The organism is Asticcacaulis machinosus, from assembly GCF_028550435.1.
GTDB lineage: Bacteria > Pseudomonadota > Alphaproteobacteria > Caulobacterales > Caulobacteraceae > Asticcacaulis > Asticcacaulis machinosus.
In genome coordinates this window covers 1059590-1083369 of the sequence record NZ_JAQQKV010000002.1, presented here as the reverse complement: position 1 = coordinate 1083369, position 23780 = coordinate 1059590, and the positions used below count along the sequence as shown (strand labels likewise).

At 56.4% G+C, this 23780-nt stretch carries 18 protein-coding genes; 4 read left to right on the top strand and 14 right to left on the bottom strand.

What is annotated here, in order from left to right; genetic code table 11:
- Positions 1-98: 98 nt before the first annotated feature.
- The 3 genes from panD to PQU98_RS13285 all read right to left on the bottom strand — a co-directional run bounded on the left by panD (position 99) and on the right by PQU98_RS13285 (position 1732).
- Positions 99-464: an aspartate 1-decarboxylase gene (gene panD / locus PQU98_RS13295; RefSeq protein WP_272745419.1), complete on the bottom strand. Its 366-nt coding sequence runs from the start codon at positions 462-464 to the stop codon at positions 99-101.
- A 70-nt stretch (positions 465-534) separates the two neighbouring features.
- Positions 535-1083: a DUF924 family protein gene (locus tag PQU98_RS13290; RefSeq protein ID WP_272745418.1), complete on the bottom strand. Its 549-nt coding sequence runs from the start codon at positions 1081-1083 to the stop codon at positions 535-537.
- Positions 1064-1732: a TetR/AcrR family transcriptional regulator gene (locus PQU98_RS13285; protein ID WP_272745417.1), complete on the bottom strand. Its 669-nt coding sequence runs from the start codon at positions 1730-1732 to the stop codon at positions 1064-1066. Before PQU98_RS13285 ends, PQU98_RS13290 begins: the two co-directional genes overlap by 20 nt.
- A gap of 321 nt (positions 1733-2053) precedes the next feature.
- Between PQU98_RS13285 and PQU98_RS13280 the strand changes: the two genes are divergently transcribed.
- Positions 2054-3127, top strand: coding sequence for a glycosyltransferase family 4 protein (locus PQU98_RS13280; RefSeq protein ID WP_272745416.1), 1074 nt, complete (start codon positions 2054-2056; stop codon positions 3125-3127).
- 59 nt (positions 3128-3186) lie between these two features.
- On the opposite strand, the gene PQU98_RS13275 is transcribed toward PQU98_RS13280, so the two are convergent.
- The 5 genes from PQU98_RS13275 to PQU98_RS13255 form a co-directional block, all read right to left on the bottom strand.
- Positions 3187-4233: a PstS family phosphate ABC transporter substrate-binding protein gene (locus PQU98_RS13275; RefSeq protein ID WP_438263879.1), complete on the bottom strand. Its 1047-nt coding sequence runs from the start codon at positions 4231-4233 to the stop codon at positions 3187-3189.
- Between the two features lie 129 nt (positions 4234-4362).
- Entirely contained in the window at positions 4363-5409 is a 1047-nt protein-coding gene (locus PQU98_RS13270; protein WP_272745414.1) for a substrate-binding domain-containing protein, read from the bottom strand.
- A gap of 98 nt (positions 5410-5507) precedes the next feature.
- Positions 5508-6335 (bottom strand): phosphonate ABC transporter, permease protein PhnE, encoded by an 828-nt coding sequence (gene phnE / locus PQU98_RS13265; RefSeq protein ID WP_272745413.1) that lies wholly within the window; start codon positions 6333-6335, stop codon positions 5508-5510.
- 10 nt (positions 6336-6345) lie between these two features.
- Positions 6346-7395 carry a phosphate/phosphite/phosphonate ABC transporter substrate-binding protein gene (gene phnD / locus PQU98_RS13260; protein ID WP_272745412.1) on the bottom strand — a complete coding sequence of 350 codons (1050 nt, stop codon included), beginning with the start codon at positions 7393-7395 and terminating at the stop codon, positions 6346-6348.
- Entirely contained in the window at positions 7395-8216 is an 822-nt protein-coding gene (locus PQU98_RS13255) for a phosphonate ABC transporter ATP-binding protein (protein ID WP_272745411.1), read from the bottom strand. The genes phnD and PQU98_RS13255 overlap by 1 nt, the downstream gene beginning before the upstream one ends.
- A 382-nt stretch (positions 8217-8598) precedes the next feature.
- Between PQU98_RS13255 and PQU98_RS13250 the strand changes: the two genes are divergently transcribed.
- Both PQU98_RS13250 and PQU98_RS13245 read left to right on the top strand, forming a co-directional pair.
- On the top strand, positions 8599-9867 hold the full coding sequence (locus PQU98_RS13250) for a type III PLP-dependent enzyme (RefSeq protein WP_272745410.1): 1269 nt from the start codon (positions 8599-8601) through the stop codon (positions 9865-9867).
- 259 nt (positions 9868-10126) lie between these two features.
- On the top strand, positions 10127-11179 hold the full coding sequence (locus PQU98_RS13245) for a 1,9-bis(guanidino)-5-aza-nonane synthase (RefSeq protein ID WP_438263875.1): 1053 nt from the start codon (positions 10127-10129) through the stop codon (positions 11177-11179).
- A 354-nt stretch (positions 11180-11533) separates the two neighbouring features.
- Here PQU98_RS13245 and PQU98_RS13240 read toward each other — a convergent pair whose 3' ends face one another.
- From PQU98_RS13240 to PQU98_RS13225, 4 genes are all read right to left on the bottom strand, one after another.
- A complete protein-coding gene (locus PQU98_RS13240) occupies positions 11534-12976 on the bottom strand; it encodes a hypothetical protein (protein WP_272745408.1) in 1443 nt (480 codons plus the stop codon).
- Between the two features lie 41 nt (positions 12977-13017).
- The gene (aguB, locus tag PQU98_RS13235) at positions 13018-13887 is read right to left on the bottom strand and encodes an N-carbamoylputrescine amidase (protein WP_272745407.1); all 870 of its coding nucleotides are present in this window, start codon (positions 13885-13887) and stop codon (positions 13018-13020) included.
- A 25-nt stretch (positions 13888-13912) separates the two neighbouring features.
- Positions 13913-14980, bottom strand: coding sequence for an agmatine deiminase family protein (locus tag PQU98_RS13230; RefSeq protein ID WP_272745406.1), 1068 nt, complete (start codon positions 14978-14980; stop codon positions 13913-13915).
- Between the two features lie 218 nt (positions 14981-15198).
- A complete protein-coding gene (locus tag PQU98_RS13225) occupies positions 15199-18492 on the bottom strand; it encodes a TonB-dependent receptor (protein ID WP_272745405.1) in 3294 nt (1097 codons plus the stop codon).
- 299 nt (positions 18493-18791) lie between these two features.
- Here PQU98_RS13225 and PQU98_RS13220 point away from each other — a divergent pair, with 299 nt between their 5' ends.
- The gene (locus PQU98_RS13220) at positions 18792-20429 is read left to right on the top strand and encodes an ArnT family glycosyltransferase (protein ID WP_272745404.1); all 1638 of its coding nucleotides are present in this window, start codon (positions 18792-18794) and stop codon (positions 20427-20429) included.
- Here the strand turns inward: PQU98_RS13220 and PQU98_RS13215 are convergent, their stop codons facing one another.
- Together PQU98_RS13215 and acnB are read right to left on the bottom strand one after the other, a co-directional pair.
- Positions 20430-20768 (bottom strand): DUF2794 domain-containing protein, encoded by a 339-nt coding sequence (locus tag PQU98_RS13215; protein ID WP_272745403.1) that lies wholly within the window; start codon positions 20766-20768, stop codon positions 20430-20432.
- Between the two features lie 422 nt (positions 20769-21190).
- Complete coding sequence (acnB, locus tag PQU98_RS13210) at positions 21191-23776, bottom strand: bifunctional aconitate hydratase 2/2-methylisocitrate dehydratase (protein WP_272745402.1); 2586 nt, start codon at positions 23774-23776, stop codon at positions 21191-21193.
- Positions 23777-23780: the final 4 nt, after the last annotated feature.

The window sequence follows — 23780 nt, the reverse complement described above, 5'->3', positions numbered from 1 at the left end:
GGTTAAAAAAGTCCTAACGCAGTGCATAACCCTGTGGGTGTTTAAGCGATCCCAAACAGGGCTTGGGATTGGCCGATTTCCCCTACGGCGTGTACGGATTAAAGAATCGTCGAAGGGGTTTCCGACAAGTACCGGTCAAGCTTGTTTTCACGGTCAACCAGCACGACTCTGGGGACAACTGGATCAGAGGTCAATTCAAATCCCATGATGATGATTTGCTCAGCTTCGGCAATCAGGTGTGCCGCCGCCCCATTCATGGCAATCTTGCCTGATCCGCGCTCACCGGTAATGACATAGGTTTCAAGCCGCGCGCCCGAAGTATTGGACACCACCAGAACCTTTTCACCTTCCCACAAACCGACCGCATCCATCAGGTCTTCGTCAATGGTGATCGAGCCGATATAGGCCAGATTGGCTTCGGTCACATAGGCATTGTGGATTTTGGAACGGAGCAGAAAACGCATGATGGGCCACGGGGTAAACTATGAAAGGCGCCGGAAATACCAGCTATGCCCCCGTCAGGCCAGACGATTCTCAACCCGCAAAGCCACCGTCAGCCAGAAAGGCCGCCTCCTGCGGTGTCGTTGCGCGCCCCAGCACCGTATTACGGTGTGGAAACCGGCCAAAACGGGCAATGATGTCGCGGTGAACTATGGCATATTCCAAACTGTCGCCACCTAGCGGCGTATTCAGACGCACACTGCGTTTCTGATCGGCCAGATCCTCTGAGTGCATAAATGGCAGATAGATAAAACCGCGCAGCAGAGGCTCAATCTCCATATCCTGACCGACGGCAATGGTCGCCTCTGCGACCGTGCGCGCCAGTGGATCAGTAGCGAACATATGGGCCGTGCCGCGAAAGGCATTACGCGGAAATTGATCCAGCAAAATCAGAAGGGCCAGCGCCCCCTGCGCCGTCTGCGCCCAGTCATCCAGCCGCCGCGCCGCTGCCTGCATGTGCAGGTCGTGGCAAAACGCGGTAAAGCGGGCATCGAAGTCATCGTTTTTGGCAAACCACGCCTCAGCGCCAGCCTCACGCCAGAAGTCGATGACCTGTGAGGGCTTAATCAACCCAAAGATCATGCACATCGCCCTTGCGGTTGAGCATATGCAGGGCGCGTTTAATGACATTGATCAGGTTTTCAACGCGTTCGGGCTGATCATAGGTCAGGGCCGCACGGTGCAAACCATCCAGGGCAAAGCGCGCCAGATCGCGGCTGGCCTGAAAGCGGGCATCGATCCCGGCCGTGATAAAGCCCGGCGTGGCATTGCCCATAGCGCCCTGATCAAAGGCTTCCTGAGCCGGACGAATGGCCTTGGCAACATCCGCATCCTGACGGGCCGCCCGCTCAAGCGCCAAAAAGGCTGAGAACGGCACGGATGACAGCAGGCGCCAATAAGCATCGACCGCCCCGTCCAGCGCATCCTGACCGGGTTTAAGCTTGGCGGCTTCCGCCTCGAACATAGCCTCTCTGGCGGCATGTATATACCAGGCCGCGGCTTCGACCAGCGCTTCACGGGTCGGAAAATGATACAGCATCGCCCCGCGCGTCAGACCGCAGGCCTCGGCGATAGCGGCATTGCCGGCACGGTCGTAACCCAGTTCCGCGAACAACCGCATGGCGGTATCGAGAATCTGCGTGCGGGTGCGCCGCGACTTCGGCGTATCGCGCGGGGTCACATCCTTTGAAGCCGGGTCCTTAACGGGCATGTCTTTACGGCGATCGCTCATGGCAGGTCTTTGAAACAACTTTCTTTAGGGCTTGTACCACATTATACCGACAGTGCGGCTAAATTTGCGTATTGTGCAGTGCAAACCTTGGCTTATCCTTTCTAATTAAGGCATTTGCGCGGTGTGGCAAGCTTGCATTTCAACAAATTCACACGCAAGTGCCGCTTTATCCGCATTTTCAGTCTACCCTATGTCGTAAATATGAGAAATAACTCTGACATAGCGGATCATCTTAAGCTATAGGATGGTTAGCTGTGATGTTGCATGTGAAATTGATGTTCGCCGGCGCGTTCATTTCAGGTGAGAGGGAAGCTTAAAGCCTTGCGTATCTTGCTGGCCACCGATGCGTGGGAACCTCAGGTCAACGGGGTCGTGACCACATTGAAGCGCACGCTGGATGAATGCCGCGCTCTGGGTCATGACTTTGAAATCATTCAATATAATGAGTTCAAGACCGTTTCCTGGCCTGATTACAAAGAAGTCAAGCTGGCGCTCGGCTGTTACGAAGAGGTGCGCGAGCGCATCCTGATGTACGCCCCAGATGCCGTTCACATCGCCACCGAAGGGCCGGTAGGGCTTGCTGCGCGCCGGGTGTGCGTGGAATGGGGCCTGCCGTTCACCACCAGCTATCACACCAAATTCCCGGAATATGTCTCCGCCCGCCTGCCGCTGCCGCTCAGTGTCGGCTATGCCTATATGCGCTGGTTCCATAAACCGTCAGGCCGGGTCATGGTGGCAACACCGACCTTGCAAAAAGACCTTGAGGCCCACGGCATCAAAAATGTCTCTCCGTGGACGCGCGGTGTCGATACCGTCATGTTCCGCCCTGACCTTGAGCCGATTTATCATGACCTGCCCCGCCCGATCATGGCCTATGTCGGGCGCGTGGCGGTTGAAAAGAACATCGAAGCCTTTTTGTCGCTCGATGTCCCCGGCACCAAGGTGATTGTCGGCGGCGGCCCGCAACTTGAAGAGCTTAAGGTTAAGTACCCAAAGACTGTCTTTACCGGCCCGCGTTTTGGCGACGAGCTGGCGCGGTCCTATGCCGATGCTGATGTGTTTGTGTTCCCGTCGCTTACCGACACGTTCGGACTGGTGATTCTAGAGGCTATGGCGACCGGCACGCCAGTCGCGGCTTTCCCGGCCCACGGCCCCATCGACATCATTCCGGGCTCAAATGCTGGCGTTATCAATGACGACCTGAAAATCGCCATCGAAGAGGCGTTAACGCTCGATCCGAAAGACGTGCGCGCCTATGCCGAGAAATTCTCGTGGCGAGCCTGCGCCGAAGAGTTTGTGCGCAATCTCCAGCCCCTGCCCCAGCCGGAAAAAGCCCGAATCTGGACCCGTCTTAAGGCGCTTAACCCGATCCGCAAACGGCGAAAGACAGCTTAAAACGCTTCAGCGCATCCCAAAAAGCGTAAGCGGTTTTTGGAAAAAGATGCGCGTCAATTTTAATGCGCATCGGGCGGGCTCATCACGACCTGAGTGCGGGCGGCCAGCTTGACCTGATCATGTAGTTTGTCATCCAGCGCGATGAGTCCGCGACCTTTGAGATAACCGCCCTTACCAGCGGCCGCATCGGACACAAACTCGTTCATATAGCCTTCGAGACCCGGCACAAAGCTCAGGTGGGCTTTCTTAACGTATATAAACAAGGACCTCGCCAGGGGGTATCGCCCGGACGCGATGTCCGCTGGCGTCGGCATAACACCGTCGATTTTGGCGACCTTCACCTTGTCCTTATTTTCCTCATAAAAGGAATAGCCGAATACACCGAGCGAATCCGGCGTCTTGGTCAGCACACTTAAGGTCGCATTGTCGTTTTCGCCGGCGTTGACGTAGCGCCCATCTTCGCGGATCGAACCGGTCAGTTGCTTGAAACGCTTTTCATTGCGGGTCTTAATATCCCTCAGCAGCGGATAGGCCGCCCCGCCACTTTCCATGCCCAGTTCCACAAAGGCATCACGCGTGCCGGAGGTCGACGGCGGGCCGTACACCAGTATTTTGCGGTCTGGTAATCCGGCCGAAATCTGGCTCCAGCGCACATAGGGGTTGGGATCGAAGGCCCCGTACCGCAGCACATCTTTGGACAGGGCCAGATAAAGCATATCCAGCCGGAAATCATAATCCGGGTTTTGCTTGTTCATGGCTATGACGACACCGTCATAGCCAATCTGAAGTTCGATAATCTCCCCAACGCCGTTCTTTTGGCACATCTCGTACTCAGATGGCTTCATGGGCCGGGACGCATTGGCAACGTCAGGGGTACTGCCGCCCAAACCTGAACAGAACAGCTTGATGCCGCCGCCGGTGCCTAGCGATTCGATCTTAGGCGCCTTAGTGCCATATTTGCGCATGTAGTATTCAGCCACGCGCGTCGCAAATGGAAACACGGTAGATGACCCGGCCGCCCACACATAGTCGCGCTGCATCTGTGCAGAAGCCGAAAGGGGCGACATAGCGATAAGAGCGGCAACACAGAGAGACAAAAGCGGCATATACATAGGACAGCGGTTCCGTGAGTGAGGCCGCTTCATATGACAGTTTCGTGACAAAAACCAGTCACAGAAAAAAGCCGCCCCCACCACGAGGCAGGGACGGCTTTCATTTTCAACCCAAGCTTGCGCTTACGACTTCGGACGCGCCATCGGCTTCAAGGTCTTGATGCCGCCCTTGATGGCCGCATGTTCGGCGACCGGCAGCGGGATCAAACCACGCTGTTGCAGATAACCGCCCTTGCCCGTCGCTGCATCGGAGACATACTCATTGATAAACGCATCAAGCCCCGGCGTGACGCCGATGTGAGCCTTTTTGACGTAGATATAGAGCGAACGCGACACCGGGTACTTGCCGGTAGCGATGTTTTCAGGGGTCGGCGCCACACCGTTAATGGTGGCCACCTTTACCTTATCCATGTTTTCTTCATAGAAGGAATAACCGAATACGCCCAAAGCGCCCGGCGTCTTGGTCAGGGTGCCGACGATGGCATTGTCGTTTTCACCGGAATCAACCCACAGGCCATCTTCGCGCACGGTGGCGGCGCGGGCTTTAAAGGCCTTCTCGTCTTTTTCCTTCAACGCCTTAAGGGCCGGGAACTTGGATGCCCCGGCCTCAAGCGCCAGTTCGTTCCAGGAATCACGGGTACCGGAAGTGGTCGGCGGCCCGTACATCAGGATCTTGCTCTTGGGCAGGTTCGGATTGACCTGATGCCAGCCCTTATAGGGGTTCTTTACGTACTGGCCGTAGCGCAGCACATCCTTGGACAGGGCCAGATAGAAATCGACATCGCGGAAATTATAGTCTTTGCCCTTTTTGTCGGTCGCGATAACGATGCCGTCATAGCCGATCTTGATTTCCAGAATGTCGTTAACGCCCTTGGCTTTACAGGCGTCGAATTCCGACTTCTTCATCGGGCGCGAGGCGTTAGCGATATCCGGCGTACCGGCACCGATGCCGGCGCAGAAAGCTTTGAAACCACCGCCGGTACCCAAAGATTCCACCTTAGGGGCCTTAGCGCCTGATTTGCGGGCATAGTTTTCAGCGACGCGGGTGGTGAACGGGAACACGGTTGATGAACCGGCGGCCCAGACATAATCGCGTGACGCCTGAGCCGAAACTGAACCGGCAACGGCGAACACAGCCAAGGCGGCAGCGGCCACAATAATCTTTTTCATGGAAATTCTCCTGATGTCGGAGGGTTTTAACCCGCCTATATGACAATTCTATGAATTTGAATATGCCTCGCGCCGCATTTTGTCCGCCTTCGGAGAATTTACAGTAACCGCTTACGAATGGCCTGCGACAAGAAGTCGATGGCCGTCACTGCCACCACAATGACAATCGCAATCGCTGAGGTGCGGGCATAGTCAAAGCTGTTGAGATTATCAAACAGCACCTGACCGATACCGCCCGCCCCGATCAGGCCCAGCACGGTCGCCGAGCGCGCACTCGATTCAAACCGGTAAAGCGCAAACGAGGTCCATAGCGGTGCCACTTGCGGAAACACCCCCCAGACGATTTCATGCAAACGGTTGCCACCGGTGGCACGCACGCCTTCGACCGGGGCGACGTCGATGGCTTCGACCGCTTCAGAAAACAGCTTGGCCAGAACGCCGGTATTATGCAGGGCCAACGCCAGCACACCCGGCAGAGGCCCAAGCCCAACGGCCACCAGAAACAGGGTCCCCATGACCAGTTCATTGACCGAACGCAATATGTCCATCAGGCGACGGGCGATCTGCACAATCCATTGCGGCGCGATGTTCGACGCACAGAGCAAGCTGAGAGGAATAGCCATAATGACTGATAAAACCGTGCCCCAGATGGCGATCTGGATCGTCAGCCACATCTTGTCGACATAGTTGCGCCAGTCCGAAAAATTGGGGTGCATATATTCGGCCAGCACCGACTGGGTATTGCCCCACTTTTCGACCAGCCGCGAGATATTGCCCATCTCGACGGCTTTATAGCTGGTCACCAGCAGAATGATTAGTATCGCCCAGCCGCCATAAGTAATCAGGCGCGACACGAACGAGGTCGTCGGCGGGGCCAGTGAAGCTATATCTTGGGTGGCCATATCTGAGGCGGCGGTTTTGGTCATGAAACGCTCTTTACTCAGCCGAAGCGGACGCATCCGCCTTGGCCTGCACCGGCGGAGCCTTTTTCAGATAGGCGGTTTCTTCGACCTTGATGTCATCATAGGCCTTCTGGGCCTTTTCAACGGCCGCGGCATCGCCGCTGTTTTTGGCCTGCTGAAGGGCCTGAGTGGCCTCCATCAAACGCACCGGAATGAAGTGATTGTTGTCATCGGGCTTGAAATTACCAAAATAAAGGGCGCGCAGCACCCCGCGCTGACGCTCAGCCTCAGCCCCTTCGCCGGTACCATAGGTCAGGAAAAACGAGCGCAGCTTTTCCTTAGCAGCGGGATCAAGATCCTTACGGTAGATCAGCACGTCATTAGGCAGTACCGGCGAGTTCCAGATCACCTTGATCTTGGCAAACTTTTCCGGATTGGTTTCCTCAAGCTCCCACAGCGCCGTCGAATTATTGGTCGCGGCATCGATCACTCCGGCGGCCACGGCTTCGATATTGGCCTGATGGGAGGCGGAGCGGACATTCTTGAAGCAGGTATTGGGCTCCTTGCCCGCAGGCAAAAAGAAATAGGTCAGCGGCGCCAAGGTGCCTGAGGTCGATTTGACATCGCCCATGCCGAAATTAAGCGTCTTATCGCATTTAATCAGTTGCTCCGCCGTCAGCGTCGATTTGGCGGGGACAATGATGACGGAGGTATAGCCTTCGACCCCGTCAGGATAGGTCGAATGGGCGAACACTTCGCCTTCGGCCCGGCGAATAGCCTCAAGCCCTGCGGCATTGGAGAACCAGCCCGCCTGCACCTGATTGAAACGCATCCCTTCGATCAGGGTCGTGTAGTTCGACGAATAGAACGGGCGGATATTCAGGCCTGTTTCCTTGCGCATATCCTCAAACAGTGGCGTCCACAGTTTCTCAAGATCCTGCGCCTTTTCGACCGACAGCACCGAGAAGGCGATTTCGGGGTTAGCCTTGGCATCTTGGGGCTTTGAGCATGACGACAGGCCAAGCCACCCTGCCCCTGCCACAGCGGCCATCGCGCCCAAGATAAAATGTTTGCGCTTCAGCATCAGGATACCGCTCCTTCCCAGTAGGCGTCTTCGATTTCTTCGCCGTAGATATCTTTGAGTGTGTCACCGCTCAGGCCATTAGCCGGGCCATCATAGACGATAACCCCGTCCTTGAGCGCCAGTATCCGGTCACAATAGCGTTTGGCATAGTCAACCTGATGCAGGGTGACGATCACCCCGACCTTATCTTCAGTATTGACCTTGACCAGCAATTCCATGACCTTGCGCGCCGTCACCGGATCAAGCGAGGCCACAGGCTCATCGGCCAGAATGACCTTGGCATCCTGCACGATGGCGCGGGCAATGGCGCCGCGCTGCTGCTGACCGCCGGATAAGGTGTTGGCGCGTTGATTGGCTTTTGCAGCCACCCCGACATGATCAAGGGCACGCATAACGGCCATTTTCTCAGCTTTTGACCACAGTCCGAAGAAGCCACGCAGGCCACCCATCTTGCCCAGATGCCCCAGAGCTGCATTGGTAAACAGGCTTAAGCGCCCGACCAGATTAAACTGTTGCGCGATCATGCCGAGATTCATGCGCGCCTGACGGACATTGGGCGCCAGACGACCTTTGGACTGGATCGCCTGCCCCATGACCTTGATGTCACCGCTTGAGGCATCATCGATCAGCAACCCGCCAATCGAACGCAACAGGGTTGATTTGCCCGAACCCGATGGCCCGATCAGAGCGATCCGTTCAGGCTTATCCATAGTGAAGGAGACATTGTTGAGGGCTTTGAGCACCCCGCGCGGTTTGGTACCGTCGGCCTTGATCGTATAGGTTTTGGAGACAGCGCTCACCTCGACCAGCGGCTGCGGCATATTTATACCCCCAAATTTCACGCAAAACCACGCTGCGGATCAAACAACAGCGTCACCAAATGATTAACGTCCCTACCCTTGCCCAAGTTTTGTACATTTGGCAACCACTTCGGTATGTCACGCCCGCCAAAAAGCGTCACGGAGCCAAACCAAAACCTGCAAACTTTCAAAAGCAGATCATAGGGTTAATTTAATAACTTCGTTATATTAAACTTCATAATTCAGGCCTTTACACCGGGGCCTATATCTATATATTCCGCGCTTCCGGCGGACCCCGAAACATGCGGTCTCATGCGGGTCAGATGGCGACATCTGGTCATGAGGCTAGAGAAACACTCTGCTAACGTCGGTCTGGGTTTAACTTTTATCTTGGGTGTGGTGGATGGAAATCTTCCCTACGGCCCTGGACCTGGTCCGCAAGCAGTCTCCGGAACGTCCCGTCGCTATGGTGCGACGCGCTGCCGTTTCCGTCGCGGCCCAATGGTTTCAGGCAAATTTTAAAGGCGATGTCTTTTACGCCGTTAAGGCAAATCCATCCGCATGGGTAATTGAAACCCTGCGCGATGCGGGGATATCGTCGTTCGATGTGGCCTCATTAGGCGAAGTCGAACTGGTGCGCTCCCTTGCTCCCGAAGCACGCCTCGCCTTCATGCACCCGGTCAAGAGCCGGTCGGCCATTACCCGCGCCTATTTTGATTACGGCGTGCGCACCTTCAGCCTCGATACTCATGATGAACTGCGCAAGATTCAGGACGCTACCGGCAATGCCAAGGATCTGAACCTGATCGTGCGTCTGGCGACCTCTGGCGAAGGCTCGAACCTGCCACTGACCAATAAGTTCGGCGCTCAGGCCCATGAGGCCCCGGCTTTGTTGCTGGCCGCGCGTCAGGCCACGCAGGATCTGATGGGTATCTCTTTCCATGTCGGCTCACAGTGTATGCGCCCGACCGCCTATGCGGCCGCCATGTCCGCCGCATCGCGCTCACTGGTGCGCGCCGGCGTGTTTGCTGATATCGTCGATGTCGGCGGCGGCTTCCCGTCGGTTTATCCTGGCATGGTGCCGCCGTCTCTGGCCGAATATATGGATGTCATCGACCGCGCCTTTGAAGACATGAAGGTCCACGAAACGACGGAACTGTGGGCCGAACCCGGTCGCTCGCTGGTGGCGGAATCGACCTCGGTGCTAACGCGCGTTGAGTTGCGCAAAGGTGATGCGCTGTACCTCAATGACGGCTCCTACGGCACACTGTTTGACGCTACCCATGCCAAATGGCCTTTCCCGGTCAAGCTGGTGCGCGCGGATGGCACTGACGCCGAAGGCGAACTGCGCCCGTTCCGTTTCTATGGCCCGACCTGCGATTCCATCGACCACATGCCGGGGCCGTTCTGGCTGCCGGCCGATGTGCGCGAAGGCGACTATATCGAAATCGGGATGCTGGGCGCTTACGGCGTGGCTATGGCGACCGGCTTTAACGGCTATGGCCAAACCGATACGGTATTCATGGACGATGCGCCGATGGCCTCACTGTTCGGCCTTGGCCCGCGCCATATCGCCACCCCGCGCAGCGTCTTTGAGACCTATGAAGACAATAAGGTCGTGCGCCTCAACCGCCCCAAAGGCGGCAAACGCGGCAAGAAGCGGAGCAAGTAGGGATACCCCCTCTGATCTTTAAGCGCCGCTTAAAGGTCAGCTCCCCCTGCAACAGGAGGAGTTCTTGAGGGTGTCACAAAACGCTCATCGAAACCTTATTTGCCAAAGCCTTTCGCTTGGTTTATACGGCAGCCACAATTAATTTCGAGCAGCACTACCGCTTCGCTGCTTGAGCGCAGTTCCCGCCCCATCGCACCGTCTGGGGGATAACGGATCAATGACGGGCGTCCACCTTAATCTCCTCTCAAAGGACCAAGAGATGAACGCTGATACCCCCCAATCAAACACCAAAGCCGCCCTGCTCGCCGAAACCGTAGAGCACGTCGACATCACCTCCTACGACGCCCGCCCGATCATCGATTCGATGCGCAAGATGTCGTTTTCGTCGCGCGATACCGCCCGTGCCGCCGACATCTTCAACATGGCCCTCGAAGACAAGGCCTGCTCGCCCTGGCTAATTCTGGCCGGTTCGACCTCGGCGGGCGGCTGCATGCACGTCTACCGCGACATGGTGAAGTTCGGCATGATCGACGCCGTGGTCGCCACCGGCGCTTCGATCGTCGACATGGACTTCTTCGAAGCGCTCGGCTTCAAGCACTATCAGGCCGCAGGCCCCGTTGATGACAATGTCCTGCGTGACAACTATATCGACCGCATCTACGACACCTATATCGACGAAGAAGAGCTTCAGGCTTGCGACCACACGATCCTTGAGATCTGCAACCGCCTTGAGCCACGTGGCTATTCCTCGCGCGAATTCATCTGGGAGATGGGCAAGTGGTTGTCGGAAGGCAATGCCAAGAAGGCTGGAAGCTTGATCCAAACGGCCTATGAGAACAATGTGCCGATCTTCTGCCCGGCCTTTGTCGACTCGTCTGCTGGTTTCGGCCTGGTCAAACACCAGAAAGAGCGCATCGCCGCAAAGCAGCCCTACCTGATGATCGACGCAGTTGCCGATTTCCGCGAACTGACCGACATCAAGATCGCCGCGGGTACCACCGGCCTGTTCATGGTCGGCGGCGGCGTGCCGAAGAACTTTGCCCAGGACACGGTCGTCTGCGCTGAAATCCTCGGCGTCGAAGCCGATATGCACAAATATGCCGTGCAGATCACGGTCGCTGACGTGCGTGACGGCGCCTGTTCATCCTCGACCCTTAAGGAAGCCGCTTCGTGGGGCAAGGTCGATACCACATTTGAACAAATGGTCTTCGCAGAAGCGACAACGGTCGTGCCGCTGATCGCCTCGGACGCCTATCACCGTGGCGCCTGGAAGAACCGTGAAGCCCGCGGCTGGACCAAGCTATTCTTATAAAAATGTCATAAAAAATGAGGATTCACTCATTTTACCTCTTTCCTTTTTGGGATTAGGACTTATGTAACACCCATCGGCTATGATGTTTCGCAACGGCGAAATCTTCATCGCCCCTAAGTCAGTCGCCGGAATCATCCCCCCCCTCGAAACCGGCGACATGCGCGGCCGTCCTTGCCCCCCAAGGACGGCCGTTTCTATATCAAACGACAGTGCGGCAAGGACGAGTCTTTCCTTTGCGCTTTTGCTGAACGCAAAAGACGCGGGCTTGCCCCCCTCCAAAAAGAAGGACGGCCGTTTCTATTTGCGGCGCGGGCGGCGAGGCGCCGCGGCCATGACTTGGAGTGGGCGGACAGGTCAGTGCTTTAAAATGACCACGCCGTTCGGGTGCCGATGAATGGTTAGAGGCACCCGCTCACGGTTGGTCAGATTCAGTCGCTCCAACAACAGAGCCTCATCGGTCGTTTCACTGATAAAGCCATTATGTTCGACCCAGGCCACTATACGGCAATCAATATCGGCCACATCGGTCATCTTATCTGAACCCGTGACCTTAAGGCCCGTGCCGCGCAACAGATACTCATAGGTAAATGGAAAAATCGGCTGCACCTTGGCATCATTATAGGTCACGCCGCGCACCGCCTTTGAAGGGCACGCCTGTGCATTTGCCCGCACCACTTCTGCCCCGCGCCAGACAGGCTTGGCGCTCAGTTCCGCCCACGACACCGGCAGGCTCATCATCACCGGGATCAGCACCAGAATGGCCGCTGCGCCTTTGCGCAACCGCGACGGCTCCGCGCGCCAGACCTCATGAACCGTCATCGCCAGCAGCAGCATCAGCGTCGGAAACCCGACCGCAAAATAACGGTAATGCAGGATCGGCACCTTGGCCGAGATCGCAAATGGCCCGATCAGAAAGATCACCGCCGCCACCGCGACGATCATCCACGACCGGCGAAACACAGGCGAACTTAAGGTGACCACCAGCACTAGCAGCCATGCTGCCACCGCCCAAACCGGCCCGATAAATACCCGCCCAATACCATCAACAGTGCTTTTGATATGATCCGGCGCAAAGCTGATCCAGCCAATATTTCGCAGGGTTCCGCCTTCCTGATGATGCACGCCCATAAACCAGATCAGGAACGGCACGCTGCACGCTGCCCCAAGGATCAGCCCCGCCCGCCAGACCTCCGTGCGCCTCGACACCATACCGTCCACGACCATCCCCGCGGCCAGTGCTCCGGCAAACAGCGCCCCGTAGACATGGCTCAAGGCCGTCACCGCGCCGAGCACAGCCAGCGTCACCAACTGACCAAGACCATGCGCGATAAACCGCATGACCAGCACGGCCAGTACCGCACAAAGCCCCATCGCCAGCATATAGGCGCGCAATTCCTGTACGTAGATCAGCGGCGCGCTATTCAGCAAGAACAGGATCGCCAGCCCGTAGCCCAGCTTCGTCCGGTCATCGCGGCGCATAGTCATGACAATCGCGGCTACCGTGGCCACGACCACCGCAACATTCAGTAGCAGCCCCGCCAAACGCGCCTCCGGCACCGCGTGCCTTAAGCCATACAGCAGCCAGAAATGCAGCGGTGGGTTGGTTTCATAGCGTAGGCGGTCAAACTGAAGCTGCCACGGCGTGATTGACGGATCAGTCGCCCAGACCGTAAACAGCTCATCGGTCCACAGTCCGCCACGGCGGGCATTGATCACAAACAGAAGGCAAAAAACGGCTCCGGTCAGGGCGCACAGTCCCAGCCAAAGCCGTTCATTATTTGTGTCTTTACCAACCATAGCCTGAGCATTTCTCAGGGCTGCTTGGAAAGCAATATAAATTAAGCCGGCCGGCCGCTTGCTAATGCCCCATAAAGATCGGTGCGGCGGTCGCGGAAAAAGCCCCAGGCCGCACGATGGGTGTTCAGGTAATCCAGATCGAACGTGTGCACCAGCACGCCTTCATCCTTTGCCCCAAACTGCTCAACCAGATCGCCACGATGGTTGGCGATGAAGCTGTGGCCATAGAAGGTCTGACCGGCCTCAGCTACCTGCTCATGGCCGATGCGGTTTGACGCCACTACCGGCACGACGTTCGATACGGCATGGCCCTGCATAGCGCGCTGCCACGGGGCGGCGGTATCGAGCGAGGTATCATGCGGTTCCGACCCGATCGCCGTCGGATACATCAAAATCTCCGCCCCCATCAGCATCATTGAGCGCGCCGTTTCCGGATACCACTGATCCCAGCAGATACCGACGCCGATCTTGGCGAATTTGGTGTCCCAGACTTTAAAACCGGTATCACCCGGACGGAAATAGTATTTTTCCTGATAGCCCGGCCCATCAGGAATATGGCTCTTGCGGTAAACGCCCAAGGCTGCACCGCCCGCGTCAATCATGACCAGACTGTTGAAATAGTGCGGGCCTTCGCGCTCATAGATCGAGACCGGAATGGCAACATTCAGTTCCCGCGCCAGTTCGGCCATAGCGATCACCGCCGGATGGCTGCGCCATTCATAGGCGGTGGCGAACCATTTTTCTTCCTGAGAGACGCAGAAATACGGCCCCTGAAACAGCTCTGACGGCAGGATGACCTGCGCCCCCTTGGCGGCGGCTTCGCGCACAAAGGCTTCGGTCTTTTTGATATTGGCGACCATGTCATCGCCGTAAGACGTCTGAATGGCGGCCACAGATAGGGTGCGGGTCATGAGCAATACTCAGATAAGGCGCAGGTTACGCGCGGATTAACGGCACTTGCTGGCTGATGCAGTGGAACGACCCGCCGCCGGTCAGAATGGCTTCGGACGAAAGCCCCAGAACCGTCCGCTCCGGGAACAGGCTTTGCAGCGCTTCCACAGCCATTTCGCCGGGACGATCATTGTATATCGGCACCACCACACAATCGTTGGCGATCAGAAAGTTCATATGGGAAGCCGGAATGATTTCGCCATCCTCATCCAGCGTTTTTCCGGGGGATGGTATCCGCACGACCTGAAGCGGCATGCCGCGCGCATCGGTTTGCTGGCTGAGAAATTTGGCCGTAGTATCGTAAATTTCAGCATTGGGATCATCCGTGCCAAACGCGACCGGGCAGGCGACGACCCCCGGCGCTACGAAACGTGCCAGATTGTCGATATGGCCGTCAGTATGGTCATTCAGCAGACCATCGCCTAACCAGATCACCTTCTTGGCCCCCAGAGCCTCGGTCAAGGCCTGCTCCGCCGTCGATTGCGTCCAGTCCGGATTACGGTTCGGATTGAGCAGGCATTGCCGCGTCGTCAGAACCGTGCCAAAGCCATCGTGATCCAGCGATCCGCCTTCAAGAATAAATTCATGTAATTCAGAGACATGACCATCAGCCGTGGTAATCTGAGCGGCAACCTGATCATCATATTTCAGGTGGTACTTGCCCCCCCAGCCATTGTTCAAAAAGCTGATCGGACGAGCGGCGTGATGATCTTTACCGTCCTTATCGAGCGAGACATAGATCGGGCCGGTATCGCGGAACCAGATATCACCGAATTTGCCGTCGATAATCTCGACTTTTTTCAGGTCACCCAGCATGTCTTCGGCGGCCTTGCGGGCCGCATCGCCCATAACCATCAGCTTGACATGCTCATCACCGGCTTCGGCCAGCACGCGCGCCAAAGCGGCCACTTCGGCCTGAGCCGGGATAAGATCTTCCTGCCACAGGTTCTCATGACTGGGGAAGCCCAGCCACATGGCCTGATGGGGTTCCCACTCCGCCGGCACAACACGATCATCGGAAAAGCCGTTGGCGGCAGGCACATTCTTGGTCATTCAAAACGTCCGGGCTATGCAGGTAAATTGTGTGGTCATTTATACGGCTGACCTTACGCTATCCTCTTTAAGCGCCTCATACACATAAGAAAAGGTCTTGCCTATGGCCAGACGCCTGCGCGCACAAAAAAACACAAGTGCGTGTCTTAGTTGCACAAAAAAGCGGCCCCCGCATAAAACAGGAGCCGCTGATTTTCAGGTTCTAATATCAGACGATCTTAGAACTTGTAGGAAACGCCGACTTTCACTTGATAAACCGAGCGGACGTTTACCGATGGCTGACGCTTGGTGAAGGAGTCATACTGATAGAAGTTACCCGTACCGGCAGTGCACGACGCGACCTGACAGTTGCGCGCTACCACTTCGTTACGGAAGTACGGGAAGCTATACTGCTCCAGAACACCCCACTCGTCATTTAGCAGATTGCCGAGGTTACGGATGTCAAGATAGGCTTCAAGCTTGGAACCATTTGGGAAGAATGCCGGTAGTTCCTGGGCAAGGTGCAGATCAACCGTGGTCAGATCCGGTGACTTGAAGGCGTTACGCGGCGAAATCGAGCCGGCGTACTTAATAAGGCCCGTCTCCTGCAGGTAGGTGTTAAACGCAGCCACATTGAAAGCCGCAGCGTATTTGACCAACGGATCAGAGGTTGCCGTCACATTACCATTAGCGTCAGCCGTTGGGACGTAGAGCAATTGGCGATCGGTTGAGGTATAAAGTCCAACTTCGCCGAACATCCCCGACTGAGCCAGAGTGGTTGAGCTATTGTCGTCATAGGTGAAGCTATAAGGCAGGCCCGAACGCTTTTGACCGAAAATACCCACCTTGGTCGCATAATCACCGAAGAATTTACGGCTATAATTGACCGAGAAGTTCAGGCTGTTTTTGATCTCGAAGTTGGAGGTCGCGAGAATTGCTTCGTTCGGCGAATATACGGCGTTCTGACGGTAGCTTGAAGTCGCAACCGAGCTGGTGCCGGAATTGACGTCTTTCGAGTCGGAGCGCGTATAGCTGACATCCATGTTCAGGCCGCGAGCCCAACCATCATTCCAGCTCTTGCTGACCGCCAACATAATCTGCTGGGCCTCGCCCTTATCGGTGCTGGCCAGAACAACGTCCTGACGGTTCGTGCGAGCCGCCCCGTTAACGGTCGTGGCAAAGAATGTCGGACGACCGTCAGGTGCCGTACCCGTTTGAGCTTTTTCCAGATACACATCGTACCAGTAGAGCGCCTTGTCAACCTTGGTCTTCAGGTACTCTACGCGGAACAACCAGTCTTCACCGAGGACGCCAAGATCAGCGCGCTTTTGAACGCCGATCGAAGTCTTCCAGATTTGAGCAAGATCGAAATCAGGCGCAATGGCATTGACATTGCCGGTGCCAGCATTTGCCGAAATCGTATTGCGATCCTTGATAGCCTGGGCAACATTGAAGCCGTCAACATTATCAAGAACACCCGTAAGATTCACGCCGCTGCCACAGTTGGCAACAGAGGTCGTGCCCGTACGGTTACAGGTGACCGAACCCGTCAGATTGCCAGGGTTAGAGTAGCTGTTGGAAATCCAGACGTTCGGCGAACCGCCCTGGAACTTGCCGATGCCACCATAAACGGTCAGGCCGGTATCGATTTCCGGACGCCAGTTAAAGCTGATGCGCGGTTGGAACGAGTTAAGGCCGTTCAGGTTCTTGTCGTTGCGGAAACCGTAGTTGGCGGCAAACGACGGATTATACTTGGATTTGTCGTCAGATTCATACCAGTCATGGCGAATACCGGCCTTGACGGTAAGGTTCGGCTTGAGACGCCATTCATCTTGAACATAGACCGTGTTTACGGCGTAACCAAACTGAGCTGCACCGTCATTTTTGTCATTGCTGGCCGCATTGGAATACTGAACCGAGGCGGCACGTTTGTTATCCAGATCGTCGATTGAGTTAAATACATACTGGCCGGTTGCACGCTGAACGAACAGGTTAAAGATTTCAACTTCTTCACGCTCATAGCCAGCCGTGAAGGTATGATCGTTCCAACGATATGTACCCCGCACGCGGTAGTTGTCGACATCATTGGTCAGGGCGTTCGCCTGACGGGAAATGTCAGGGCCTGCGTAGACGCTAGAGCCCGTGCCGCCTGCAATGTAGACGCGGAATTCAGCAAAGTCATCGCCACCCAGTGGGTTGGAAATATTGACCACTTCCTTACGTGAAACGGAAACTTCGGTCGAGAAGCTCTCGTTCCAGTCGGAGAAAAGCTGCAGCTTGTAGGTTTTCAGGTTCGATTGCAGGGTGTACCACTTCGACAGCAGACCCAGCGAAGGTGTAGAACCTGTGGACGTGTTGCCGGTGTCCGTGATGCGCTCGCTCAGGGTTTCCTGCCACGACGCCACGGCACGGTGGTTGTCGTTGATTTGCCAGTCAAGCTTAACTTGCTTTTTCACATCCGTGTAAGCGAGTTCGTCAGCCGTATAGCCGAGCGGATCGAAGTTATACTTTGTCTTAAGAATATCAGTGATGCGGGTAATGTTTGCGGTTGTGACGCCGGGAATTTTTGTCGCTGCACTAGAATCGCTGGGGCCGAAAATGGTCGGTTCAGCGCCTTCAAAGTCTTCATACGATGCAAAGAAGAACAGTTTGTCCTTAATGATCGGGCCGGACAATTGTGCGCCCCAGGTCTTTTCTTCAAACTTGCTCGTCAAAGACCGTGCCACACCATCACTGCCGACATAAGAGTCGCCGCGTAATGAGTCGTCCAGCTTCTCATAGAACAGGCCACCGTGGAAATCATTGCCGCCAGACTTCGTGACGACGTTGACCACGCCGCCCTGAAAGAAGCCGTACTGCGTGTCGAAAGGCGCCACATCGACACTGACTGCTTCCACAGCAGAGATAGAGATTGGCGAACGTTGTGTCGGATAACCATTGGCATTGAGACCGAAGTCATCGCCTTGCTTGACACCATCGATCAGGATGGCGTTAGAACGATTGCTTTGGCCACCAAGCAGAAGGGCATCCGAATTGGTCGGATCAAGCGTCGCGTAAGGCGATTTGCGCGCTAAGTCGCGAATATCGCGGTTCAGAGACGGCGACATTTCAACCGCTTCGCCGGAGATGCGGGTACGGCCGGGCTCTACGGGACGACGGCTGGCGCGTACAACCACCTCTTGAACCTGACCCGCTTTTTCGACGACAATATCTACTGCCGCCGGATCACCAATACCAATCGCAGCAACTGATTGCGAATTCGCCTCGAAACCAGCGCCGGTTACCGTCACGGTGTAAGGGCCGCCAACGCGCAGGTTAGTCGCGCCATAATAACCGCTGCCGTCGGTCGTTGTTTGAACTTTACGACCAGTCGGCGTGTGGAGAATTTCAACCGATGCATTCGCAACCGGCGCACCACTTTCGTCGCTGATCATACCGCGGATGCCGCCGGTGGTTTCCTGCGCGTAAACAGCGCTCACCGACATAAGGGCCAACACGGACGCAGCTGCGCCGTATTTCAAATGATTCATCATAGTGGAGTATCCCCTCTCCAGAGTTACAGGTTTGAATTAAAACTACACCGCACCGCATGGAGATGGCGGCCAGTTAAAGACCACAACGCCTCGCAGGTGCAAAACGTGTTAATCCTTTAGTAGCTTTTCAGCCGCTTTTTGAGCGAAATCTGCAAAGGTTTTGTGACATTTGTGACGTTGGAAACCAGATGCGCCTTTATTGTCACATATTCGCGCCACAAGATTGCCGCAAGCTATCCGTTGAAAGGGGCCTCGGTTTAGGATACGCCTCACGCTATCCTGTATAATGCGATGTGCTCATGACCTCCAATTCCACCACCTCCCGTCTGTCTCTGACGCACATCAGTCTGCTGGCCATCGCCGCCCTCACCGTCGTGCGCGTGGCCTTGTTGTTTACGACCTATCTCGATCTCTATCCGGATGAGGCCCAGTACTGGCTTTGGTCGCGGGAGCTGGATTTCGGCTACTATTCTAAGCCGCCAATGATCGCGTGGGTCATTCATCTGGCGACCGCCATCGGCGGCAATAGCGAAGGCTTTGTGCGGCTGTTTGCGCCACTTTTGCACGCAGGATCGGCCACGGCGCTGCTGTTTGCCGGCAAGCGGCTTTATAATGAAAAAGTGGGCGCTCTGGCGGCCCTGATCTATAGCCTGATGCCGGGGGTTGTCTTGTCGTCGGGCGTAATCTCCACCGACGCCTGCCTGCTGTTTTTCCTGTCGCTCAGTCTTCTGGTCTATGTCGAGTTTTTGCATGGTCGCGGAAAGCGGCCATTAATCACCGCCTTTTTGCTGGGGTTGGCCTTTGGCGGCGCGTTCCTGAGCAAATATGCCTGTCTCTATTTCCTGTTAGGCGCGATCATCCATGCCGCCTTTGATCCGCGCGCCCGGTCGCGCTGGTCATGGCAAGCCCTGTTTATCTGGGTTTTAACCTTCGCTGCCGTGATCGCGCCCAATATCATCTGGAACGCCACCCACGGCTTCCAGACCGTGGCCCACACCGCCGACAATGCCAACTGGCAGGGATCGCTGTTCCATCCCCTGTCGATGTTACGTTTCATAAGCCATCAGTTCGGCGTATTCGGCCCGCTGCCGTTCGGGATGCTGGTCATAGGTTTGATCGCCTTTGCCCTTAACCGCGCACCGGTATCACCCGATACAGAACTGGGTGGCGGGTCGCGTAACCGCGACCTGATGCTAATCTGTTTTGCACTGCCACCACTGCTGTTCGTCACTATTCAGGCCCTGTTGTCGCGGGCCCATGCCAACTGGGCGGCCTCAGCCTATGTACCGGGCAGCCTGTTGGCAGCGACCTGGCTTTACGGGGTGATTACGTCTCTGCCCTACCGCCGCAAGGGCATTGTGAAAACAGCTATTACTGTGGCTTTGTGGGGCGGCCTCGCCATACAGGTTCTGATCATGTCAGCGTTCATGTACGGCATCACCTCACCCGCCGCCACTCAGGCTATGGGCATGGCGTCGGGCATGAAACGCGCCCGCGGCTGGGAAGCAGCCACGCAGGTGGTGCTGACCGAGGCCGAAGCCGCCCTGGCGCGCGGCGAACGCCTGAGCGCAATCGCGGTCGATGACCGGTTCTTATACAACTCGATGGCCTATTACGGCCGTGACTGGTTTAAGGCCCATCCGGATATTCCGCTTAAAAACTGGGTGCGTGAACTTAACCCTCATTCCCACAGCGAAACCCATATGCCACTGACGTCAGAGACCGGACAGAATGTGCTTCTGGCCAATCTGACGGATCGTTTTGTCATCGATATGCGTCAGGATTTCGGACGCACCACTGAGCCGCGTCTGGTTCAGGTGCCGATCGATCATAAGCGGCTACGTGATATCAGGCTGTTCTACGGTTATGACTTTGCCCGCGCCCCACGTGATCCGGCGACGGGCCACCCGATCGTCGATGGCAAGGTGCACGAATAGTCAGAGCAGGTTCAATTTCGTCTTATCCAGAACCGCCAGAACCGGTGCCAGTTCGCGCCCGCGTTTCAGGATCAAACCGGCTTGATTAAACACCGCAAACGCCCCCTGTTTACGGCTTAAGGCCGGACGCTTTTCGATGCGGTATAGCGGCGCCTCGCTGGTGCGGCGGAACACATTAAACGATACCGCGTCGGTAAAGGTGTCGATGCCATAATCGCGCCAGTCGCCCGACGCCACCTTTTGCCCGTATAGGCGCAGGATCATTTCCAGCTCCTTGCGCTCAAAAAATACCGGGCCGCGCGGGGCGGGATGGGAGCTACCCAAATCCTGAATACTCATGCCGGATCAAACCTGTCGAGGTAATACAGACCACCACAGTACGCCCTAAGTCGCTTAGATTGGCAAGGCATTCACACGCAATTTGAAGCGCCAAAACCACGCTTCCAAACAAAATGAAGCTAACAATAAATGACCTTAATTTCGCCGTTCATTCGCCCGTTTGGCGCGTAAATATATGTGTGTCGGTTGGGCCGCCAAGAGCGGGTTCCCCCCTGAACAGCCCCCCCACAGCCCGAACCGGTTCGGGGCGGCTCAACCGATAAAACTTAGAGTCCCTCTCTAAAGCCCTCAAGCAGCATCGCGGTAGGGCAACTAAAAAACTAAAACGCATCAAAAACGCCTGTGCTCCATCCCCTTGGCACAGGCGTTTTTTGTACCCGCAATACTAAAAGCCCCACCGTTTCCGATGGGGCTTTCTAAAATTAAACAGCGACCTCTTTGGCGGTCTCGGCATATTCTTCGATCTGGTCGAAGTTCATATAGCGATAGACGCTGGTGCCCGCCGCATTCACCACACCCATATCGGCATGATATTCCTCCAGGGTCGGCAGACGGCCAAGCTTAGAGGCAATGGCCGACAGTTCCGCTGATGCCAAAAAGACGTTGGAGTTCTTGCCCAGACGGTTAGGGAAGTTACGGGTCGAGGTCGACACGACGGTCGCCCCTTCGCGCACCTGAGCCTGATTACCCATGCACAAAGAACAACCCGGCATTTCCATACGCGCCCCGGCGGTGCCAAGGGTGTTGTAATGGCCTTCCTTGGTCAGTTCAGCCGCGTCCATCTTGGTCGGCGGCGCCACCCACAGACGGGTCGGGATGTCCTTCTTGTCTTTCAGCAACAAAGACGCCGCCCGGAAGTGGCCGATATTGGTCATACATGAACCAATAAACACTTCGTCGATGTGTGTACCCGCCACTTCCGACAACAGACGGGCATCGTCGGGGTCGTTCGGTGCACACAGGATCGGCTCAACGATTTCATTCAGGTCGATGTCGATGATGTGGGCATATTCAGCGTCGGCATCAGGCTCCATCAGCACCGGATTGGCGATCCAGTCTTCCATCGCCTTGATCCGGCGGCTGAGCGTGCGGGCATCAGCATAACCATCAGCGATCATGTTTTTCATCAGCACGATGTTCGAGGTCATATATTCGATGATCGGCTCTTTGTTGAGCTTGACGGTACAGCCCGCCGCCGAACGCTCGGCCGAGGCATCGGACAGTTCAAACGCCTGCTCGACCTTCAGGTTCGGCAGACCTTCGATTTCCAGAATACGGCCGGAGAATTCATTGACCTTACCGGCCTTGGCCACCGTCAGCAGACCCTGCTTGATGGCATAGTACGGGATGGCGTGGACCAGATCGCGCAGGGTAATACCGGGTTGCAGAGCACCTTTAAAGCGCACCAGAATGGACTCCGGCATATCGAGCGGCATAACGCCCGTGGCCGCCCCAAAGGCCACAAGACCAGACCCGGCGGGGAAGGAAATCCCGATGGGAAAACGGGTATGGCTGTCCCCGCCGGTGCCGACCGTATCGGGCAGCAGCAGACGGTTGAGCCAGGAGTGGATGACCCCATCGCCGGGCCGCAGGGCCACGCCGCCACGGTTCGAGATAAACGCCGGCAGTTCGCGGTGGGTCTTCACATCGACCGGCTTTGGGTAGGCCGCCGTATGGCAGAACGACTGCATAACCAGATCAGCCGAGAAACCGAGACAGGCGAGGTCTTTCAACTCATCGCGCGTCATCGGGCCGGTTGTGTCCTGAGACCCGACGGTCGTCATCTTTGGCTCGCAATAGGTTCCGGGACGGATGCCCTGCCCCTCGCCCAAACCGCAGGCCTTACCGACCATTTTCTGCGCCAAAGTAAAGCCTTTGTCAGACCCTGCGGGCGGCACCGGCAGACGGAACTCGGTCGAAGCGGGCAGGCCCAGGAACTCACGGGCCTTGGCGGTCAGGGAGCGGCCGATGATCAGGTTGATACGGCCACCGGCCTGAACCTCATCAAGGATAACATGGGATTTGAGCGCGAATTCCGCGACCTTGACGTCGTTCTTTTCGATCACGCCCTTGTAGGGATAGATGTCGATGACATCGCCCATGTGGAAGTCCGTGACATCAACTTCGATCGGCAGGGCGCCGGAATCTTCCTGCGTGTTGAAGAAGATCGGGGCGATCTTGCCACCCAGCGTCACACCGCCGAAACGCTTATTCGGGACATAAGGAATGTCTTCGCCGGTCGCCCAGATGACCGAGTTGGTCGCCGATTTGCGCGATGAGCCAGTGCCGACCACATCGCCGACATAGGCGACGAGGTGACCTTTCATCTTCAGGTCTTCGATGAATTTGATCGGCCCGCGCTTACCGTCCTCTTCAGGGGTAATACCGTCGCGGGTGTTTTTCAACATGGCAAGGTAATGAAGCGGGATATCCGGACGCGACCAGGCATCCGGCGCGGGCGACAAATCGTCCGTATTGGTCTCACCGGTGACTTTAAAGACCGTAACCGTAATCCGCTCAGCCACCTTGGGGCGTGAGGTGAACCATTCGGCATCAGCCCACGACTGAACGACTTCCTTGGCATTGGCGTTGCCGCCCTTGGCCAGTTCGGCAACGTCATGGAAGAAGTCGAACATCAGAAGGGTTTTCTTGAGCGCTTCACCAGCGATCTTTCCCACCACGGCATCGGTCAGAAGGTCAATCAACGGCTTGACGTTATAGCCGCCGACCATCGTGCCCAAAAGCTCAGTGGCGCGTTCGCGTGAGATCAGTTCAACCGGAAAATCGCCGTGGGCCACAGCCGACAAAAACGACGCCTTGACCTGAGCGGCATCATCCACGCCGGGGGGGACACGGTAGGTCAGAAGGTCGAGCAGAAAGTCGGCCTCACCCGCAGGTGGGGTCTTGATCAGTTCGATAACTTCGGCGGTTTGGATGGCGGTCAGCGGCAGGGGCGGGATGCCAATGGCAGCGCGTTCAGCCACATGGGCGCGGTAAGCTTCAAGCATGGGA

Bases quoted from the DNA above. Each gene is read 5' to 3' on its own strand.
- phnE (WP_272745413.1), bottom strand. From the start codon at position 6,335: ATGACCAAAACCGCCGCCTCAGATATGGCCACCCAAGATATAGCTTCA.
- aguB (WP_272745407.1), bottom strand. From the start codon at position 13,887: ATGACCCGCACCCTATCTGTGGCCGCCATTCAGACGTCTTACGGCGAT.
- PQU98_RS13225 (WP_272745405.1), bottom strand. From the start codon at position 18,492: ATGATGAATCATTTGAAATACGGCGCAGCTGCGTCCGTGTTGGCCCTT.
- PQU98_RS13240 (WP_272745408.1), bottom strand. From the start codon at position 12,976: ATGGTTGGTAAAGACACAAATAATGAACGGCTTTGGCTGGGACTGTGC.
- PQU98_RS13220 (WP_272745404.1), top strand. From the start codon at position 18,792: ATGACCTCCAATTCCACCACCTCCCGTCTGTCTCTGACGCACATCAGT.
- PQU98_RS13270 (WP_272745414.1), bottom strand. From the start codon at position 5,409: ATGAAAAAGATTATTGTGGCCGCTGCCGCCTTGGCTGTGTTCGCCGTT.
- acnB (WP_272745402.1), bottom strand. From the start codon at position 23,776: ATGCTTGAAGCTTACCGCGCCCATGTGGCTGAACGCGCTGCCATTGGC.
- PQU98_RS13275 (WP_438263879.1), bottom strand. From the start codon at position 4,233: ATGCCGCTTTTGTCTCTCTGTGTTGCCGCTCTTATCGCTATGTCGCCC.
- PQU98_RS13215 (WP_272745403.1), bottom strand. From the start codon at position 20,768: ATGAGTATTCAGGATTTGGGTAGCTCCCATCCCGCCCCGCGCGGCCCG.
- PQU98_RS13290 (WP_272745418.1), bottom strand. From the start codon at position 1,083: ATGATCTTTGGGTTGATTAAGCCCTCACAGGTCATCGACTTCTGGCGT.
- PQU98_RS13255 (WP_272745411.1), bottom strand. From the start codon at position 8,216: ATGCCGCAGCCGCTGGTCGAGGTGAGCGCTGTCTCCAAAACCTATACG.
- PQU98_RS13285 (WP_272745417.1), bottom strand. From the start codon at position 1,732: ATGAGCGATCGCCGTAAAGACATGCCCGTTAAGGACCCGGCTTCAAAG.
- panD (WP_272745419.1), bottom strand. From the start codon at position 464: ATGCGTTTTCTGCTCCGTTCCAAAATCCACAATGCCTATGTGACCGAA.
- PQU98_RS13230 (WP_272745406.1), bottom strand. From the start codon at position 14,980: ATGACCAAGAATGTGCCTGCCGCCAACGGCTTTTCCGATGATCGTGTT.
- phnD (WP_272745412.1), bottom strand. From the start codon at position 7,395: ATGCTGAAGCGCAAACATTTTATCTTGGGCGCGATGGCCGCTGTGGCA.
- PQU98_RS13245 (WP_438263875.1), top strand. From the start codon at position 10,127: ATGAACGCTGATACCCCCCAATCAAACACCAAAGCCGCCCTGCTCGCC.
- PQU98_RS13250 (WP_272745410.1), top strand. From the start codon at position 8,599: ATGGAAATCTTCCCTACGGCCCTGGACCTGGTCCGCAAGCAGTCTCCG.